The sequence below is a fragment of the Microbispora corallina genome (genome assembly GCF_016863035.1).
Lineage (GTDB): Bacteria > Actinomycetota > Actinomycetes > Streptosporangiales > Streptosporangiaceae > Microbispora > Microbispora corallina.
In genome coordinates this window covers 57,412-74,724 of sequence record NZ_BOOC01000035.1, presented here as the reverse complement: position 1 = coordinate 74,724, position 17,313 = coordinate 57,412, and the positions used below count along the sequence as shown (strand labels likewise).

Here is a 17,313-nt window from a genome sequence, read left to right as displayed (position 1 = left end):
TGGAGCACCCCCGGCGCGCCGGTGGGCGGGGCGGGCGGCCCCCCTCGTACAGCGCCGTGCCCACATCGGCCTCTTACGCGGCGGCGAGCTCGTCCCTGACGAGCCGTGCGAGTTCCGCCGGCTGGGACAGGAAGGGGGAGTGGGACGTGGCCATCCGTACGACCCGGCCGGCCCGCTTGGCGAAGAGCTCCTGCGCGAAGGGCGGGAGGGCGTTGTCGGCCTCGCAGACGACGTAGGTGCTGGGAATGGAGCTCCACGCGGCCTGGGTCTGCACCTGGGACGTCGAGACGGACGACTGGAACCCCAGCCGGGCCGCGGCCTGTCGGCCGATCTCGGGCTCTACGTCCCCGTAGAACACCTCCACCGGGTTGTTCGCCTCCATGTACTCCCCGGCGCCGGCGTCGGGGTGGATCTTCCACCACTCCGCCGGAACTCCGCCCACACTGGACAACAGCGACTCGCCGGCGTCGAGCTGGAACGCGGCGAGGTAGACGATGCGTTGCACGTTGCCGGCGCCGACGAGGCCCTGGCTGGCCGGGATCCCGCCGTACGAGTGGGCCAGGACGACGACGGGACCGTCGATCGCATCGACGGTCTCCCGGATGAGCGCCGCATCCCGGTACATGTCACCCAGGTCTGCCGGATTGTCACCGCTGCTGCTCAACGCGACGGAGTGAACGTCGACACCGCGCAGTTCGTCGATCAGAAGGGTCAGGTGCTCCGGCTTGTGCCAGGCACCCGGAACAAGGACGAGCGAGGGCAGGGACAACGAAACCTCCGAAAGAATCAGGGAAATGTGGACGCGGATCGGATTCATCGATCCGGAGTGGCCGATCAATGTGCCGTGCCCGGCAGGCGGCGGAAAGGCGCTCTCGACGCACCACCGGCAGAACGGGCGGCCCGCGCAAACGCGGGCGTGACCTAGGGCCGCTACCTGATCGAGGTGTGGCCCCGCGGCCGGGCCGACGGCCCACGGGCGGGTTTCACCGGCTCAGGCCTCGCCGGGCACGGCCTTCAGGGCCGTACCCGAGGCGATCACCTGGTCGAAGACGGTGTGGAGCGCCGCCGGGCAGAGATCTCCCGGGCCCGGTTGGCGATGATGGCGCCCACCCCGGTGGGACGGGTACTGCCGAGGATGACGGCGACCTTGAGCATGCTGACGATTCCAGTTCGCGATGAAGGTGGGACAGGAGGCGTGGCTTCACCGACGTCGGATGGCGGGACCTCCGGCCGTGGGTGTCGTGTTCGCCCCTTGCGTAAGTCTGGACGTCCCCGGTCCTCCATGGCGTCAGTCATATGACTACAACCGGCGCACCGCGATCGACACGGGGACGCGACCGGCTGCGGGACCGGGCAGGTCTGACCAGTCGGTCTCACGGTCTCCGTCGCCGCAGAACTCCTCGCCGCACGTCCCCTGCGGCATCGGCGCCGTCCGCTTGGACTTCTGGCTCCTAGGTACTCCATAGGGCTCGACGGCAGAGGGGATGGACAGGCGGTTGGGCGCGAGCTTCCGAATCAGACGACCTCGCTCGCCGCGCTGCTGGAGCCTCAGCGGACGCGGTGACCGAGCCGGAACACCGCCCGCACGTCGAGCAGCGCGGCCGGGTCGGCCAGGGGGTCGCCGGCCACCGCGAGGATGTCGGCGTCCATGCCGGGCGCGAGGCGTCCCTTGCGGTGGTCGACGCGGCACAGCCGGGCAGGGAGCGAGGTGACCGCCCGCAGGGCGTCCGCCGGGGGCCAGCCGAGCATCCGGACCAGCATGCCGACCGCGTGCGGCAGCACGTCGTGCGGCTTCGGCGGGCCGATTCCGGCGTCGGTGCCGCAGACGATGGTGACCCCGGCCTTCCTGATCTGCCCGAACAGGTCGGTCAACGCGGCCATCCTGGCGGCGATCCGCGGCGGTACCGCACCTCCGGGGATCACCCCGAGCGTCGCCGAGACGACCACTCCAGAGCGGGCTATCCTCTCGATGATCTCCGGTATCGCCTCGACGCCGTCCTCGGTGAAGAACGAGCAGTGCTCGACGGAGTCGACGCCGGCCTCCACCGCGTCCGCGACCGCCTGTCCGCCGTGCGCGTGCGCGGTTATCGGCAGGCCCAGCCGGTGGGCCTCGGCCACGGCTGCGCGCAACTCGTCGAGTCCGTACTGGGAGAGATGGGAGTGGGTGCCGGGAGTGAGCTCGCCGCCACTCGCCATGATCTTGATGACGTCCACTCCCCGCTCGGCGTGAGCGCGGACGGCCTCGCGCACACCCTCGACGCCGTCGGCCTCGCCGCCGAGGTACCAGCAGTGGCCGCGGGTGACGGTGATCGGCGGCCCGGCCGTGAGCAGGTGCGGGCCCGCCGCGGGGTCGTGGGCGAACTCCTCGCGTAACCGCAGCCCGAGATAGCCGCGGTCGCCCAGGTCGCGCACGGTGGTGACGCCGGCGGCCAGCGCGGTCCGGGCCGCGGCCCGCATACCTTCGAGGACCTGGGCGTCGTCGCGGGCGGCCAGCGCGCCGACCGGGTCGGCGCTCCCGTCGAACGCGAGATGCACGTGGGCGTCGACCAGCCCGGGCAGCAGCGTCGCGTCGCCCAGGTCGACCAGCTCGGCGCCGGAGGGGACGGCGCCGTCGTGCCGCACGGACACGATGCGGCCGTCTTCGACGACCACCGTGGGGTCGCCGTCGACCACGGTCTCGTCGCCGTCGAACAGGCGAGCGGCCCGGATGGCCTGTATCGATCGCTTGGCCGAAGCCACATCGGGGGAAGCCAGGTTCATGCCACGACTGTGCGCGCCGGAGCCCGACCGCGCATGAGTACGGGCCTACTCAATCGCGAGGCTCGCCGCCCACCACTTTCACACAGCGCAGAAGGCCGGTCCGCCTACTCGTTGGGTCGGCTTTCCGCTCCGCCTGGGCGACTGCCGTTCCGGCATTCCATGGATCGGTCGCGCCATCAATCCATCCAGTGGAACCAGACATCAAAGATCGAATAGCGCGGCCCGTCACCGAGGTTCGTATCGATCTTCAGGTGTGGCAAGGCCGGTCGGCTGAGGAGGCGAGGGCCGACGAGAGTGATGCCGTGTCGATCCAGGACCCGGGAGATCTGTTCGCAGCCTTCCTCCCCTCTGGGGATCACCATTTCGGTGACGGCATCGAGCGTTGGCAGGGAGTGGTACCCGCGACCGGCGGGGTGATGGGAGCGCTCGCCAGGAGACAGGATGCATGCGATCGGGGCGAGGCGGCACAACGCCACTGACAATCCTTCAACCGTCGTATAGCCGTCTGAAGCGACGCGACGGGCGGATCCATCTCGCCGTGTCAGGAAGACGTCGACGAATGACGCGTAGCCGGAGCCGTAGTGTCCGAACTCCGCGTGCTCAACGACCAGTTCGGGAACTCGATTCAGATCGGCGACCACGCGGCGCAGATGGCCCTCCGCGGCCTCCGCCCCACCAGCCCAGGCGCCCTGGCGGCATGCCAACTCGTCCCCGGAGGCGCGGATCTGCGTGTCCCGATCGAGAAGGAGGGCCTCGACGTCCGCAGGCACATTCTCGTCCTCGCCCATGCCGACAGTCTGCCGGACGACGTGAGCTGATCGATGTGAACGGAATATTCGGGATGTCGCCCGTGACCGCGCCGTCCGATTCTGGTCCCTGCCCGCTGAGGGAGGCGGTTCGCGAGGCCGAGGCGACGAGCGTGCGGTCCGATGCCTTTCTCGCGTTGGAGCTTGTTCGGCTGATCCTCGGCGCTGGGGCAGGAATCGCCCAGGTGTGACATGCGTCACGCCGCCGTCCGTCGGTGTGTTCTTCGTACTGGTGCCGGATGCCTGGTTCTGTGAGTTCCAGCAGGACAGCGAGGTCGCCAGGCAGATCCCTGGCGGTTTGCAAATCGATTGGCTAAAGTTCCGAAGCGGGACCCTTACACCGAGGAGAAGCATGGACAGTGGGCGTACCCGCAGAGCCCTGGTCGTCCGGGGCGGCTGGGAGGGGCACAGCCCGGTCGAGGCGACGGAGAGGTTCATCCCGTTCCTCAAGGAGCATGGCTACGCCGTCGAGGTGCAGGAGAGCCCCGAGGTGTACGCCGACGCCGAGAAACTCGCCGCGACCGACCTCGTCGTGCAGTGCTACACCCAGGGCCTCGCCACCGACGAACAGGTGCTCGGGCTGTCCGCCGCGGTCGCCAACGGCACCGGTCTCGCCGGCTGGCACGGTGGCATCTGCGACTCCTACCGCGGCTCGCCCGACTATCTCCATCTCACGGGCGGGCAGTGGGCCGCGCACCCCGGTGGCTTCGTCGAGCACGAGGTGGCCGTCGTGCCGGAGAGGCGCGGGCACCAGATCGTCGAGGGCCTGGACCGATGGGAGCTGAACACCGAGCAGTACTGGGTGCTCACCGACGAGTTGAACGACGTGCTCGCCACGACCACGTTCGGCGTGGGTGACGAGACTCCCTGGCGCGAGGAGGTGACCTGCCCCGCCGTCTGGACCCGCCAATGGGGGAAGGGCAGGGTCTTCGTCTCGACGATCGGCCACAAGCTGGAAGACCTCGACCACCCCGATGTGCGGACGCTGACCGAGCGAGGTCTGCTGTGGGCGAGTCGCTGAACCGGGAGCCGATTCGGATCATCCTCGACACGGACCTGGCCATGGGGGCACCGGGGTCGGACATCGACGACGGGTTCGCGCTCGCGCTGGCCCTGGCCGACCCCGGCCTCCGGGTGGAGATGGTCACAACCGTCGGCGGCAACAGCGACGTCGTGACCTCGACCCGGCTGACTCGTCAGCTGCTCGAGGTGCTCGACCGCGACGACGTGCCCGTGGTTCAGGGTGCCCCGGTCGATGCCGTCGCGGCCGAGGAGATCGCGCGCCGGGTGCTCGCCGAGCCAGGGCAGTTGACCGTCGTCGCGATCGGACCGCTGACCAACGTCGCAGGCGCGCTCTCGGCCGCGCCGGACGTCGCCGGCGCGGTCCGCGAGATCGTCGTCATGGGCGGGGTGTTCCTCGAGCAGACGAACGTGGCGGCGATGCCCGGGGAGTACAACTTCTGGTGCGACCCGGAGGCGGCCCAGGCGGTCTGCGAGAGCGGCGCGCGCCTGCGGTTCGTCGGACTCGACGTGACCCGCCGGGTGCGGCTGAGCCGCGAGGACGCCCGAGCGCTGGCGTCGGGAGGGGAGTTCGGCCGGATCGCCGCACGCCACACCGAGGCCTGGATCGACTTCCAGGAGCGGGTCAAGCCGCGAGAGGCGATCGAGCAGGGCAGTTGCGCGCTGCACGACCCGCTCGCCGTCGCGGTGGTCACCCGTCCGGATCTCGTGACCTGGAACGAGGCGTACGTCGCCGTCGAAACGGCCGGCCGCGTCACGCGCGGGGTCGCGGTGGCCGACCTCCTGATGTGGGAGGACCCGCCCGAGCCCAACTGCCGGATCGCGACAGCGGTGGACGCACCGGCCTTCCGGGAGTTGTTCCTCGAGCGGATGGAGTCTCTGCCGTGAGCCGCCCGGTCGACGTCGTGGGATCGGTCGGCCACGTCCACCGGGCCGGCACGCCGCGAGGGCGTGGCGAGACCCCGGCGGGCGGTGAGGCGCCGGTTCGGGGGCACGCGGGGCGGTCGACACGGCCGGTGTCAGGGACGCCTTCACCGCCCCCCTTATCGTTGCCTGCCAAACCGATTTGCGTGACCTGCTCGATGGCGGTCTGACCGTCGTCCGTCGTGGGCACGGGCCCCGGACACCCGGGCGATTCGTGCGCTCCCTGGCGGCGATCGAGCCGCTTGCGGCGTCGTCCGACGGCACGTTCTTCTCCGGCGGCTGACCGGTCGCCCTTCGGATCACCCACTACCGAAAGGTACAGAGTTGAGCAAGCTGCGCGTCGGCGTCATCGGACTGGGCGAGGTCGCCCAGGTCATCCACCTGCCCATCATCGAGTCGTTGCCCGACCGCTACGAGCTCGCGGCGATCTGCGACATCTCGCCGGGTCTGCTGGAGCGTCTGGGCGATCGCCATCGGGTCGAGCGCCGCTACTCCGACTTCCGCGAGATGCTCGCCGCCGGCGGCCTGGACTGTGTGCTGGTGCTGAACAGCGACGAGTACCACGCGGAATGCACGGTGGCGGCGCTCGAGGCGGGGCTCGACGTGCTCGTCGAGAAGCCGATGTGCCTCAGCCCCCGCGAGGCTCAGGAGATCATCGCTGCGCGTGACCGGTCGGGGAAGACCGTGATGGTCGCCTACATGCGGCGTTTCGCACCGGCCTTCACCGAGGCGGTCGAGAAGCTGCCCCAGCTCGGCCCGATCCGCTACGCGCGTGTCCACGACGTGATCGGCGAGAACCGGCTGATCGTCGACCAGACGTCGTACGTCGACCGGCCCGACGACGTCCCCCAGGAGGCGATCGACGAGAAGTGGGCGCGCCGGTCGGCGTTGGTGAAGGAGGCGCTGGGCGACGTTCCCCAGGAGCTGGAGTGGACCTACGGATTGCTCTGCGGCCTCGGCAGCCACGATCTGTCCGCCATGCGGGAGCTGCTCGGCCGCCCGAAGGAGGTGTCGGCGGCGAAGATGTGGCGCAGCGGCGGCTACGTCGTCGCTCTCCTCGACTACGGCGACTTCGTCGTCACCTATGAGACGGGGGTGGACGATCAGCTGCGCTACGACACCTACATCGAGGTGTACGGCGCGAGCGGCACGATGAAGGTGCAGTACGACACGCCTTACGTCCGGCACTTCCCGACGACGTTGCATCTGGAGCTCACCGACGGCGACTCCTACGAGCGCTCCGTGCGGCGACCGCACCTCAAGGACCCCTACACCTACGAGCTCGAGTACTTCCACGAGGCGGTTACCACGGGTGCGGCGCCCAAGACGACCCCGGAGGACTACCTGCAGGACATGGAGCTCTTCGTCGACATCATCCGAGCCCTGGACAAGGGCTGATCGCGTCCTGGCCGATGTCAGGCGGCGCGGCCTCCGGAAGATAGGTCGAGCCCGCCCGAAGATAGGCGTCGCGGCCCCCGGTCACGTCGCCGTAGCGTCGTCCTCGCCCAGTCCCCCCTCCTACCTGGAAAGGTGCCACACGCGATGACCGAGACCCTGACCGACGCCGATGTGGCGTTCTTCCGCGAGAACGGCTATCTGCTGCCCGGCCGCCAGTTGCTTTCGGAGGATCGCCTCTCGCGACTGGAGCAGATCTTCAACGAGCACCTCAGAGACAAGGGCGACAAGCTCTCCGACGAGCTCGACACGCCGCACTACCGCGACGAGCGCCTGTTGGACTACCTGCTCTCCGACGAGGTTCTCGACTGGATCGAGCCGCTGGTCGGCCCCAACATCGCCCTCTGGTCGAGCCACTTCATCTCGAAGGACCCCTTCACGGGCCGGGCGACGCCGTGGCACGAGGACAGTGCGTTCTGGGAGGGGCGCTTCGACGACTACGACAACATCGTCACGATCTGGCTCGCTCTCGAGGACGGCTCGTTCAAGGAGAACGGCTGCATGAGGGTCATTCCCGGCTCCCACCTGAACGGCGGGTTCTCCGACAGCTACCAGCCGACGGACATGACCGAGCAGACGTTCCACGCCGAGCTCGCCGGTGTGGACGAGACGAAGGCCGTCTACTTCGAGTTGGAGCGCGGCGAGTTCTCCATGCACGACGGCCGGATCATCCACGGCGCCCGGGCCAACACCAGTGCCAGACGTCGCACCGGCTACACCATGCGGTACTTCCCGAGCTCCGTGAAGATGCAGGACGTCCCGCAGAACGAGGGCTGGAAGATCTGGCTGGCCAGAGGGGTCGACCTCGCCGGCAACGACTACGCGAACGCGCCCGCCCGCGCGTGAGGCCCGGCTCATGAGACTGGGACTTCTGACCGCCTGCCTGCCCGGCGAATCGCTCGAGGACATCGCCCGGTGGGCCGGCAGCAACGGATACGCCGCCCTCGAGGTCGCGGCCTGGCCCGACCGGCCCGGCCGCGACTGGGAGGCCAGCCACCTCGACGTCGAGGCGTTCGGGCAGGCCGACGCCGACCGGGTCACGTCGATCCTCGACCGGCACGGCCTGACCCTGTCGGCGGTCGCGTACTACGAGAACAACCTGCACCAGGACCGGGAGGTTCGCGAGGCGACGCACGCGCACCTGCGCCGATGCGTCGACGCCGCCCAGCTGCTCGGCGTGCGCCTGGTCGGCACCTTCGTCGGCCGCGACGTGACGCTGACGACGACCGAGAACCTCAGGCTGGCCGAGCAGGTGCTACCGCCCCTGGTCGAGTACGCCGCGGCCCGCGACGTACGCCTTGTGATCGAGAACTGCCCGATGGAGGGCTGGCATCCCGACGGCTACCCGGCCAACCTCGCGTATTCCCCTGAGCTGTGGGGCTGGATGGCCGACCTCGGGCTGTGGCTCAACTACGACCCCTCGCATTTGGTCTGGCTCGGCATCGACCCGGTGGCGGCGCTCGAGGCGCACGCCGACCGGATCCTGCACGTTCAGGCCAAGGACGTCGAGGTGGATGCCGCCGCCCGCAACAGGTACGGGGTGTTCGGGCAGGTGCTCGACAGGCAGCCCTGGGTGAGCGGGTGGTGGCGCTACCGCATCCCCGGCCTCGGCGAGGTCGACTGGCGGCGTCTGATCGACGCGCTCCACCAGCACGGGTACGAGGGCGTCGTCTCCGTCGAGCACGAGGACCCGGTCTGGAGCGGCGACCCCGACCGCGTCCGCCAGGGCTTGACCATCGCACACCGCACCCTCGCCCCGCACGTCCACATCTGATCGACCGCCCAGGAGGGCCCGTCCATGCACCGCGGTGTCTACTTCGATGCCTGGTTTCCCCGTCAGCACTGTTACCACCCGAGTCTCCCGCCCCGCCGTCTCAGAATGGTCGACGATCTCGTCGACTACCGCGCCACCGTGCTGGTGTGGGCGTCCATGGGCGGCGGCTCGCTGGCCCTGCCGTACCTCGAGCAGGAGGCGTTCGGCCCGGTCGACGCCCGCTCGCGCTTCTACGGCTTCGTCAACGACAGCGAGTTCATCGCCGCCTGCCACGAGAGGGGCATCAAGGTGCTGGGCATCGTCTTCGAGGCCCAGGGCTGGGAGTTCCCGGTCGAACTCACCGAGCAGGAGGACGCAGTCCTCGCCGTCAACGAGCTGCGCGGCGTGGGGAAGCGCGACTGGATGGGGCTGCGCGAGTTCTCGTCCAACCGCTACCCGAAGCTCTGGAAGCCGGTCGAGCACTACTTCCCCGGCGGACTGGTGAACTCCGACGGCGACCCGGTCACCGACCTGATCGAGGAGTGCGTGGCCCGCGACATCGACGGACGGCCCTGCCACGCGCACTGGGTGGAGTGCCCGGATCGCGAGCACCAGTGCTTCTACATGGACCGCAACAACCCGGTCTGGCGCGAGTACCTCAAGGCGGTGATCAGGATCCAGGTCGACGCCGGTGTCGACGGCATCCAGCTGGACGAGGCCGAGCTGCCGATGGGCGCGTTCCAGTACGGCGCCTGCTTCTGCAAGGACTGCATGAAGGGTTTCCGCGCCTACCTCCAGGAGCTGAAGCCCTCCGCCGTGGACGTCGCGCTCGACGGGGTCGACCTGGAGACCTTCCACTACGGCGACTGGTTGCTCGCGCAGGGCTACGACTTCAGGTCGGACCGCGAGTCGACGCCGCTGTTCGGCGACTACTACGCCTTCCAGTGCCTCTCGATCAAGAAGTACTTCGCCGAGCTCGCCGACTACGCCCGCGACTACGCCCGGTCGCGCGGCCGCGAGATCATCGTCTCCGGCAACTTCTTCAACCTCGAGCCGATGTACCTCGCCCTCGCCGACGACGTCGACCTGGTCATCACGGAGATGCGGAACACGACGTACCGCCAGCCGGAGTGGTACCGGTACGTCGCGGCGTTCGCCGGCGACAAGGACGTCGTCGTGGTCGAGAACCCGTACGGCGGTGTCGTCCCGGAGCTGATCGACCTGCTCGGGAAGGGCAAGGGGTACGACCTGTTCCGGCTCTCGTCGTTCGAGGCGGCGGCGATGGGCTCGAACATGTCGGTGCCCTACGGCTCCTGGATGGGCAGCGTCATCGAGGACGCGTTCTACGCGCCGCACGAGCTGGCCAGTGGGATCCAGGCGTTCCTGGCCGGCCATGAGCACCTGTTCGCGCGCCGGACGGTCAACGAGGTCGCGGTCGTCTTCGGCGTCGAGAGCACACGCGAGCTGATCGGCAAGGCGGACGCCGGTGACAACAGCACCAACGCGCGCGACGAGTCGGTGGTGGTGCCGTACCGCGTCGTGACGAAGACCTTGTCGGACGCCGCGGTGCCGTACGACGTGGTGATCTGGCCGGACGGCGTCACCGCACCGGACCGGTCGAGCGCCGAGGCGCTGCTGCGGTACTCGACCGTGATCCTGCCGGACGTCTTCGCGCTGACCGAGGGCCAGGCCGCCGCCATCGAGGGGTACCTCGCGGCCGGCGGGACGGTCGTCGTCACCGACCGGGTGGCGCGCTCCCTCCCGCGGCACCCGAACGTCCGCACCGCGCGCCACGCCGTGCTCGACGAGTTGCTCCCGCACGGGCGGCAGGTCGAGACCACGGTGTCCGCCGCCGCCAACATCCAGCACCTGCCCGACGGCTCCTACGCGCTCCACCTGGTCAACTACGACTACGACCCCGCTGCCGACGCGGTGCGCGCGCTCACCGATGTCCCGCTCCGGGTGCGGCTGCCCGAAGCCCGCGAGCACGCGACCGTGGTGGCGAGCGACGGGACGCGAACGCCGCTGAAGCCCGTCCGCGAGGACGGTGCGCACGTCGTACGTCTCGACTCGCTCGGCGTCTACGCGATCGTGGTCTTCCACGACGGGGAACTGCCGTGAGGATCGCGGCGCTCCGCGGGCGCGAGACCTTCGAGGTGGAGGAGGCCCCGATCCCGTCGATCAGGCCGGACGAGGTGCTGGTCCGCGTCGGGGTCTCGGGCGTGTGCGCGTCGGATCTCGAGCCGTGGCTGATCGGTCCGCCGGCGGGGGAGGTCCGGTACCCGGGCCACGAGGTCAGCGGCGTGGTCGCCGAGGTCGGCGCCGAGGTGACGGCACCGGCGGTCGGCGACCGGGTCGGCGTCTGGGTCACCGAACGCGGCTTCGCGGAGTACGTCGCCGTGCCCGCGGCGTACTGCTTCCCGGCGGGCGACGGCCCGCTCGACGAGGCGCTCGCGGAGCCGATCGCCTGCTCCCTCAACGCCGTCGAGGCCGCCGGCGCCCGCCTGGGCGACGACGTGGTCGTCATCGGGGCCGGGTTCATGGGAAACCTGGTGCAGAGGCTCGCCGCTCTGCGCGGCCCGCGGCACCTGATCGTGGCGGACACGCGCGCCGACGCCCTGGAGCGCGCCACGCGGCTCGGCGCGACGCGGACCGTCGACGTGACGAAGGAGTCGCTGCCCGACGTCGTACGGTCCCTTACCGATGGGCGCGGCGCCGACGTCACCTTCGAGTGCACCGGCACCCAGGGCGCGCTCACGATGTGCGGTGACACCACTCGGATGAGCGGCACGATCGCGCTCGTCGGCTTCCACCAGGGCGCCGACCGCACCATTCCGCTGGCCTACTGGAACTGGATGGCCTTCACGATCGTCAACGCCCACTTCCGCGACCTCGCGGTGATCATGCGCGGCATGTCGGCCGGCATGCGCCTCCTCTCCGGCGGCGTGCTGTCGATGGACGGCCTCGTCAGCCACCGCTTCCCGCTCGAGGAGATCAACACTGCCTTCGCCACCCTGCGCGAGAAGCCTGACGGGTTCGTAAAGGCGGTGGTGACGTTCCCGGACGTGTGACCGTGGCCGGTCGCCGGTCGGAGACTGCAGGGGAACCCCACGCCGCGCAGCAGGGCCTGGGGTCCCCGGCGGTCTCTCAGGCGGTGCCGCGCTCGATCAGCGGGCAGGGCAGCACGACGGTCCGTCCGGCACCGGTGTAGCGGCCCGACATCCGGCTCATCAGCAGGTCGCCCGCTGTGCCGCCGGCCTCGTACGCCGGGTTGCGGACCGTGGTCAGGTGCGGTGTCACGATGGTGGCGGCGTCGACGTCGTCGAAGCCCACGATGGCCACGTCCTGCGGGACGGACAGTCCCAGCTCGTGGGCCACGTCGAGCGCTCCGATCGCCATCAGGTCGTTCGCGCAGAAGACGGCGTCGGGCCGGACCTTGAGCGCCATGAGCGTCTTCATGGCCTCGTAGCCCCCCTTGCGGGTCCAGTTGCCGCGCACCATCAGTTCGGCGGGGACCTTCCGCTTCGCGGCCTGCATGGCCGAGCGGAAGCCCGCCGTGCGCGACACGCCGTAGTGAGGCGGGCCCTGGATCATCGCGATCCGCTGGTAGCCGCGCGAGGCCAGGAAGGACCCGGCAGCGCGAGAGCCGGTCTCATCGTCAGGGATGACCGCGTCGCAGAGGGGATGGTCGAGCTGGGCGCCGATGCAGATGATGGGAGTCTGCTGGTCGACCTCCCCGAACATGACCTGCGACGCGGTCTCGCCGGACGCGAAGACGATGCCGTCCACTCCGCGGTCCATGGCGTCCTGGAAGAACTTGCGCTCCCGGTCGTGCTGGCCGTCGGTGTTGCAGACGTACGTCCCGTGCCCCGCGGCGTCGACGGCGTCCGCCAGGCCTCGGGTGAGCACGGCGTAGAACGGGTTCGTGATGTCGGGGACGACGACCGCGATCATGTGCGATCGCCGGGTCCGCAGGTTGCGGGCCACGATGTTCGGCCGGTACCCGAGCTCGCGGATGGCGTCCATCACGGTGCCCCGGGTGGCCGCGCCGACCGCGCGCTTGCCGGACAACACGTGGGAGACGGTCGTGGGGCTCACCCCGGCGTGGCTGGCGACCTGCGCGATTGTCACACGAGAGTGTTGGCTGGACGCAGCCTCGCTCCTCGACATGGCGGGTATTCTACTGGAACCCTGAGGCAAAACGATTTGATGGAGCGGGTCGTCCATGACCGACCTGGTTGAGCGGTTCAGCACCGAGTCGCTGCTCCTTCCCGACGTCGGCGCGCGGGTGCTGCGCCCACGGCTCCACACCGTCGACGTGCACTGGCACGACTACTACGAGCTGTGCCTGGTGGTCTCGGGCGAGGCTGAGCACGTGGTGAACGGCGTCGCGCGGCCGATCGGCCGGGGGAGTGCCTTCCTGCTGTCGCCCGCGGACTTCCACGCCATCCAGCCGGTCGGTCACGAGCCGCTCTGCTGCTACAACACGGTCATCGACCCGGGGCTCATGGAGCGGCAGCTCGCCGGCCTGGGGCCGTCTTCGGCCGGTGACCTCCCGTGGCACGCCGACGACTTCCTCACGGCGGAGGTCGACCTGCTCCGGCTCCAGGCCGAGGTCGAGGAGCCACGGCTGGGCGGCGCGCGGATGATCGAGGCGCTCGTGGGGTGCCTTGTGGTCGAGCTGGCGCAGCGCCAACCGGCCGAGGCGGCGGCCGCCGACCACCGTCCAGGCATGGCCGACGAACTGCGGGCCGCGGTCCGCTACGTCGACCGGCACTTTCGCGAGCCGATCTCGCTCGCCGACGCAGCCCGGCGGGCGCACCTGTCGCCGAACTACTTCAGCGAACGGTTCCGGGAGTACACCGGCTCGTCCTTCCAGGTCTACCTGCAGGAGCGCCGTCTGCGGTTCGCTCGTTCCCTGCTCGCGTCGACCTCGTTGTCCGTGACCGAGGTGTGTCACGCCGCCGGGTTCAACACGCTCTCGCACTTCGGCCGTGCCTACCGGCGCCGGTACGGCAGCGCTCCATCGGGCCGCTGGAGGCGGACGGGCGGCGGCGCTTCCGGGGGTCTCGGGGCCGTCACAATGTGACGCACGCCACCCGAATCCATTGACAAAACGCCCGACTCTTGGCGAGACTGCCCGCCACGACGCCAATCGATTTGCATCAAGGAAAAAGCTCGCATCTTCCTGAGCGAGCAGTAGGGAGCGGGTGTGGTGAGGTTCCATGGGTCCTGGACGGCTCCGGCGATCATTGCGTTGGCGCTCGCGACATCTCTGAGCCTCTCGTCGTGCGGAAGCGACGAGAAGAAGCCGAACACCGACGTCGGCAAGGGCGCAGGTCCGGTGAAGGACCCGGCCTCGCCGCAGACCGTGACGTTCTTCTCCTGGGTCGGCAACGAACCGACGATGAAGAAGCTGGCTGCCGAGTTCCACAAGCAGCACCCGAACATCACGATCAAATTCGAGAACGCCCCCGCGGAACAGGCGCAGCAGGTGCTCAGCACCCGCATCGCCGGCAACACCGCCCCCGACGTCGCCTACATCAACGCCAGCGACACCAGCGACTACGCCGCCAGAGGGGCGCTCGTCGACCTCGGCGGCTACATGGGCCGCAGCACGGTCGTGAAGCCGGACAGCTATGTCGACGGCTTCAAGACGTTCGTCACCTGGAACGGCACGATGTGGGGACTGCCGTTCGACGGCGAGACGACCGGTTTGTTCTACCGGACCGACCGCTTCGAAGAGGCCGGGATCGCCGGCCCGCCGAAGACCTGGGACGAGTTCAAGGCCGATGCCGAGAAGCTCACCGACGCGGCGAAGGGCAAGTACGGCTTCGAGATGTTCGCCTCGGAGGCGGCCTACTACTTCTACCCCTGGCTCTACCAGGCCGGCGGCGACGCGCTGACCGAGGACGGCAAGGACATCGCCTTCAACAGCGCGGCGGGCAAGACGGCGGCCGCCTTCTACGTGGACCTCGCCAAGTACTCCCCGCGGGACTACCTCAACTCCAACTCCTACGACGGCCGGGTGGCGTTCGCGAAGGGCGACGTGGCGATGTACGTGGCGGGCGCCTGGTTCGCCGGCACACTCGCGGACGAGTACCCCAAGATCACCGGCAAGTGGGCCGCGGCGCCGCTCCCCAACGGGGCGGCCGGGTGCAAGACCACCATCGCCGGAGACTCGCTGGTGATGTTCAGTCAGACGAAGGTCTCCGACGCCGCGTGGCTGTGGATGGAGTTCCTGTCACAGCCCGGCAACCTGGCCAATTGGACGTACAAGACCGAGGGTACGCTGCTGCCTCCCACGAAGGCGTTGCTCGCGAGCGACGACCTCGCCAAGGAGAAGCCGGTCCTGAAGCCCTTCGCCGACCTGATGTCGTGCGGCGTCGCGAGCACGGTCGCGAACCCCAAGTATCCGCGGATCGAGACCATCCTCAACGAGGAGCTCAGCAAGGCCATCTACGGCGACCAGACCCCCGCGGAGGCGCTGGACAACGCCGCCCAGCAGGGCAGGGCGATTCTCGGCCGCCACTGACGAGCGTCGACGGCACCGGACGACGCCTCACCGGGCCGGCCCGGCCCGGCGGCGCACGGAGGAGAGGGGGAATGGGATGGCGCAGCCGCTGGTGCGGACCGAGACGGACGCAGCGCCTGTGAAGACCGGAGGGCGATGGTCCCGGCCGCGCCTCGGACGAGGGACACCGCACGCGAACCGGCGCAGCCTTCCGGCCAGGGTCTGGAAGGAACGGTCGGCGTACGTCTTCCTGCTGCCCGGCATGCTGATCTTCTCGGTCTTCACGCTGGCCGCGGTGGCCTTCGCCGTCTACCTGACCTTCCACCGGTGGAGCATCATCGAGCCGGACAAGCCGTTCGTCGGCCTGGACAACTACCGCGACATGATGCACGACGAGCGGTTCACCGAGTCGGTGCTGAACACCGTCTACTTCAGCGGCGCCTCGGTTCCGCTCTCGATGGCGACCGGACTGCTGCTGGCCCTGCTGGTCAACCTGCCGCTGCGTCTGCGCGGCCTGTTCCGGACCGCGTTCTACCTGCCGGTCGTCACCCCGTTCGTGGTCTCCGCCATCCTCTGGAAGTGGCTCTACAACGGTGACTACGGGCTGTTCAACTACTACCTGCTGCACGCGCACATCATCGACACCCCCTTGCTGTGGCTGTCGGACAAGAACCTGGCGATGCCGGCGGTCATCCTGATGAGCGTGTGGGCGGGCACCGGATTTTCGATGGTGGTCTACCTCGCCGGGCTGCAGGCGATCCCCCAGGAGCTCTACGAGGCGGCCCGCATCGACGGCGCCGGCGCGTGGCACCGCCTGCGGTACGTCACGATCCCCATGCTCCGGCCCAGCACCCTGTTCCTGCTCGTCATGGGGATCATCAGCTCGCTGCAGGTCTTCACCCAGATCTTCGTGATGACCAACGGCGGGCCGGTCAACAGGACGACGACGATGGTCTACTACATGTATCTCTGGGCGTTCAAGTACTTCGACATGGGCTATGCCAGCACCCTGGCGTTCGCGCTCTTCCTCATGCTGCTCGTGTTCACGGCGCTCCAGCTGCGCCTCGCCCGGCAGGCGTCCGGCGCATGAGCGGGCTCGACGAGGGGGTCGCCCTGCGTGAGGCGGTGCCGGAGGCGCTGGAGCCCACCCCGCCGGCCCGGAAGCCGCAGAACGGGAACAACCAGTTCGGGTTGCGGCAGAAGGTGGTGACCTATGTGGTGCTCGCCCCGCTCGCGATCCTGTTCCTGGCCCCGTTCGCGTGGCTGATCAGCGCCTCGTTCCAGCCGATGGGGGAGATCTTCTCCTCGGTGCCGCACTGGATCCCGAAGGACCCGACTCTTGAGGGGTACAAGGGCTTTCTGAACGTCGGCCACCTCACCACGTTCCAGCAGGGCCAGGGGCACGGTGACTGGCGGTGGTTCGCGAACAGCGCCTTCGTCGCGGTCTCGATCACCGTGCTGCAGACGTTCTTCAACTCCCTGTGCGCCTACTGCTTCGCCAAGCGCCGGTTCCCCGGACGCAACGCGATCTTCTTGCTCTTCCTGGCGACGATGATGGTTCCCGGGCAGGTCACGCTCATCCCGGACTACCTGATCGTCCAGCACATCCCGTTCTTCGGCGGCAACGACTGGCTGGGGAACGGCGGGCACGGCTGGCTCGACTCCTACTGGGGGCTGATCATGCCGGGGATCGTGTCGGCGTTCGGCATCTTCCTTCTCCGTCAGTACATGCTCTCGATTCCGGACCAACTGCTGGAGGCCGCCCGCATCGACGGCGCGGGGGAGTTCCGGATCTTCCGGTCCGTCGTGCTGCCGCTGTGCCTGCCGGCGCTCGCGGCCAACGCGATCTTCACCTTCCAGGGGGCATGGGAGGACTTCTTCTGGCCCCTGATCATCATGTCCAGCCCCGACAAGATCACCGCACCCGTGGGCCTCGCCCTGTTCGTGGTGCAGAACCGCACGTCCTGGACGTTGCTGTTCGCCGGGTCGGTGATCGCGACCTTGCCGATGATCATCGTGTTCATCGTCTTCCAGCGGAAGTTCGTGCAGGGCATCGCCCTCACCGGCATCAAGGGATGATC

15 protein-coding genes are annotated in these 17,313 nt (G+C 69.0%); 11 read left to right on the top strand and 4 right to left on the bottom strand.

Annotated features, from left to right (window positions below; all coding sequences use genetic code 11):
- Positions 1 to 73: 73 nt before the first annotated feature.
- From Mco01_RS30350 to Mco01_RS30340, 3 genes are all read right to left on the bottom strand, one after another.
- Positions 74 to 817 (bottom strand): alpha/beta hydrolase, encoded by a 744-nt coding sequence (locus Mco01_RS30350; protein WP_239104010.1) that lies wholly within the window; start codon positions 815 to 817, stop codon positions 74 to 76.
- 731 nt (positions 818 to 1,548) lie between these two features.
- Positions 1,549 to 2,760: an amidohydrolase family protein gene (locus tag Mco01_RS30345; RefSeq protein WP_204060287.1), complete on the bottom strand. Its 1,212-nt coding sequence runs from the start codon at positions 2,758 to 2,760 to the stop codon at positions 1,549 to 1,551.
- Between the two features lie 176 nt (positions 2,761 to 2,936).
- The gene (locus tag Mco01_RS30340) at positions 2,937 to 3,548 is read right to left on the bottom strand and encodes a hypothetical protein (RefSeq protein ID WP_204060286.1); all 612 of its coding nucleotides are present in this window, start codon (positions 3,546 to 3,548) and stop codon (positions 2,937 to 2,939) included.
- A gap of 370 nt (positions 3,549 to 3,918) precedes the next feature.
- On the opposite strand from Mco01_RS30340, the gene Mco01_RS30335 reads away from it, so the two are divergent.
- The 7 genes from Mco01_RS30335 to Mco01_RS30305 all read left to right on the top strand — a co-directional run bounded on the left by Mco01_RS30335 (position 3,919) and on the right by Mco01_RS30305 (position 11,789).
- Complete coding sequence (locus Mco01_RS30335) at positions 3,919 to 4,587, top strand: ThuA domain-containing protein (RefSeq protein ID WP_204060285.1); 669 nt, start codon at positions 3,919 to 3,921, stop codon at positions 4,585 to 4,587.
- Positions 4,572 to 5,474: a nucleoside hydrolase gene (locus Mco01_RS30330; protein ID WP_204060284.1), complete on the top strand. Its 903-nt coding sequence runs from the start codon at positions 4,572 to 4,574 to the stop codon at positions 5,472 to 5,474. The genes Mco01_RS30335 and Mco01_RS30330 overlap by 16 nt, the downstream gene beginning before the upstream one ends.
- Positions 5,475 to 5,834: 360 nt before the next feature.
- The gene (locus Mco01_RS30325) at positions 5,835 to 6,908 is read left to right on the top strand and encodes a Gfo/Idh/MocA family protein (protein WP_204060283.1); all 1,074 of its coding nucleotides are present in this window, start codon (positions 5,835 to 5,837) and stop codon (positions 6,906 to 6,908) included.
- A gap of 144 nt (positions 6,909 to 7,052) precedes the next feature.
- The gene (locus Mco01_RS30320) at positions 7,053 to 7,811 is read left to right on the top strand and encodes a phytanoyl-CoA dioxygenase family protein (protein ID WP_204060282.1); all 759 of its coding nucleotides are present in this window, start codon (positions 7,053 to 7,055) and stop codon (positions 7,809 to 7,811) included.
- 10 nt (positions 7,812 to 7,821) lie between these two features.
- Positions 7,822 to 8,739 (top strand): sugar phosphate isomerase/epimerase family protein, encoded by a 918-nt coding sequence (locus tag Mco01_RS30315; RefSeq protein WP_204060281.1) that lies wholly within the window; start codon positions 7,822 to 7,824, stop codon positions 8,737 to 8,739.
- A 105-nt stretch (positions 8,740 to 8,844) separates the two neighbouring features.
- On the top strand, positions 8,845 to 10,839 hold the full coding sequence (locus Mco01_RS30310; protein ID WP_204060280.1) for a type 1 glutamine amidotransferase family protein: 1,995 nt from the start codon (positions 8,845 to 8,847) through the stop codon (positions 10,837 to 10,839).
- Positions 10,836 to 11,789 (top strand): zinc-binding dehydrogenase, encoded by a 954-nt coding sequence (locus tag Mco01_RS30305; RefSeq protein WP_204060279.1) that lies wholly within the window; start codon positions 10,836 to 10,838, stop codon positions 11,787 to 11,789. Before Mco01_RS30310 ends, Mco01_RS30305 begins: the two co-directional genes overlap by 4 nt.
- A 76-nt stretch (positions 11,790 to 11,865) precedes the next feature.
- Here the strand turns inward: Mco01_RS30305 and Mco01_RS30300 are convergent, their stop codons facing one another.
- Positions 11,866 to 12,849 (bottom strand): LacI family DNA-binding transcriptional regulator, encoded by a 984-nt coding sequence (locus Mco01_RS30300; protein WP_204060278.1) that lies wholly within the window; start codon positions 12,847 to 12,849, stop codon positions 11,866 to 11,868.
- A 94-nt stretch (positions 12,850 to 12,943) separates the two neighbouring features.
- Here Mco01_RS30300 and Mco01_RS30295 point away from each other — a divergent pair, with 94 nt between their 5' ends.
- From Mco01_RS30295 to Mco01_RS30280, 4 genes are all read left to right on the top strand, one after another.
- Positions 12,944 to 13,807: an AraC family transcriptional regulator gene (locus Mco01_RS30295; RefSeq protein ID WP_204060277.1), complete on the top strand. Its 864-nt coding sequence runs from the start codon at positions 12,944 to 12,946 to the stop codon at positions 13,805 to 13,807.
- 123 nt (positions 13,808 to 13,930) lie between these two features.
- The gene (locus tag Mco01_RS30290; RefSeq protein WP_204060276.1) at positions 13,931 to 15,253 is read left to right on the top strand and encodes an ABC transporter substrate-binding protein; all 1,323 of its coding nucleotides are present in this window, start codon (positions 13,931 to 13,933) and stop codon (positions 15,251 to 15,253) included.
- Positions 15,254 to 15,329: 76 nt separating this feature from the next.
- A complete protein-coding gene (locus Mco01_RS30285; RefSeq protein ID WP_204060275.1) occupies positions 15,330 to 16,322 on the top strand; it encodes a carbohydrate ABC transporter permease in 993 nt (330 codons plus the stop codon).
- Positions 16,319 to 17,311 (top strand): carbohydrate ABC transporter permease, encoded by a 993-nt coding sequence (locus Mco01_RS30280; RefSeq protein WP_204060274.1) that lies wholly within the window; start codon positions 16,319 to 16,321, stop codon positions 17,309 to 17,311. Before Mco01_RS30285 ends, Mco01_RS30280 begins: the two co-directional genes overlap by 4 nt.
- The last annotated feature ends 2 nt before the right edge of the window (positions 17,312 to 17,313 follow it).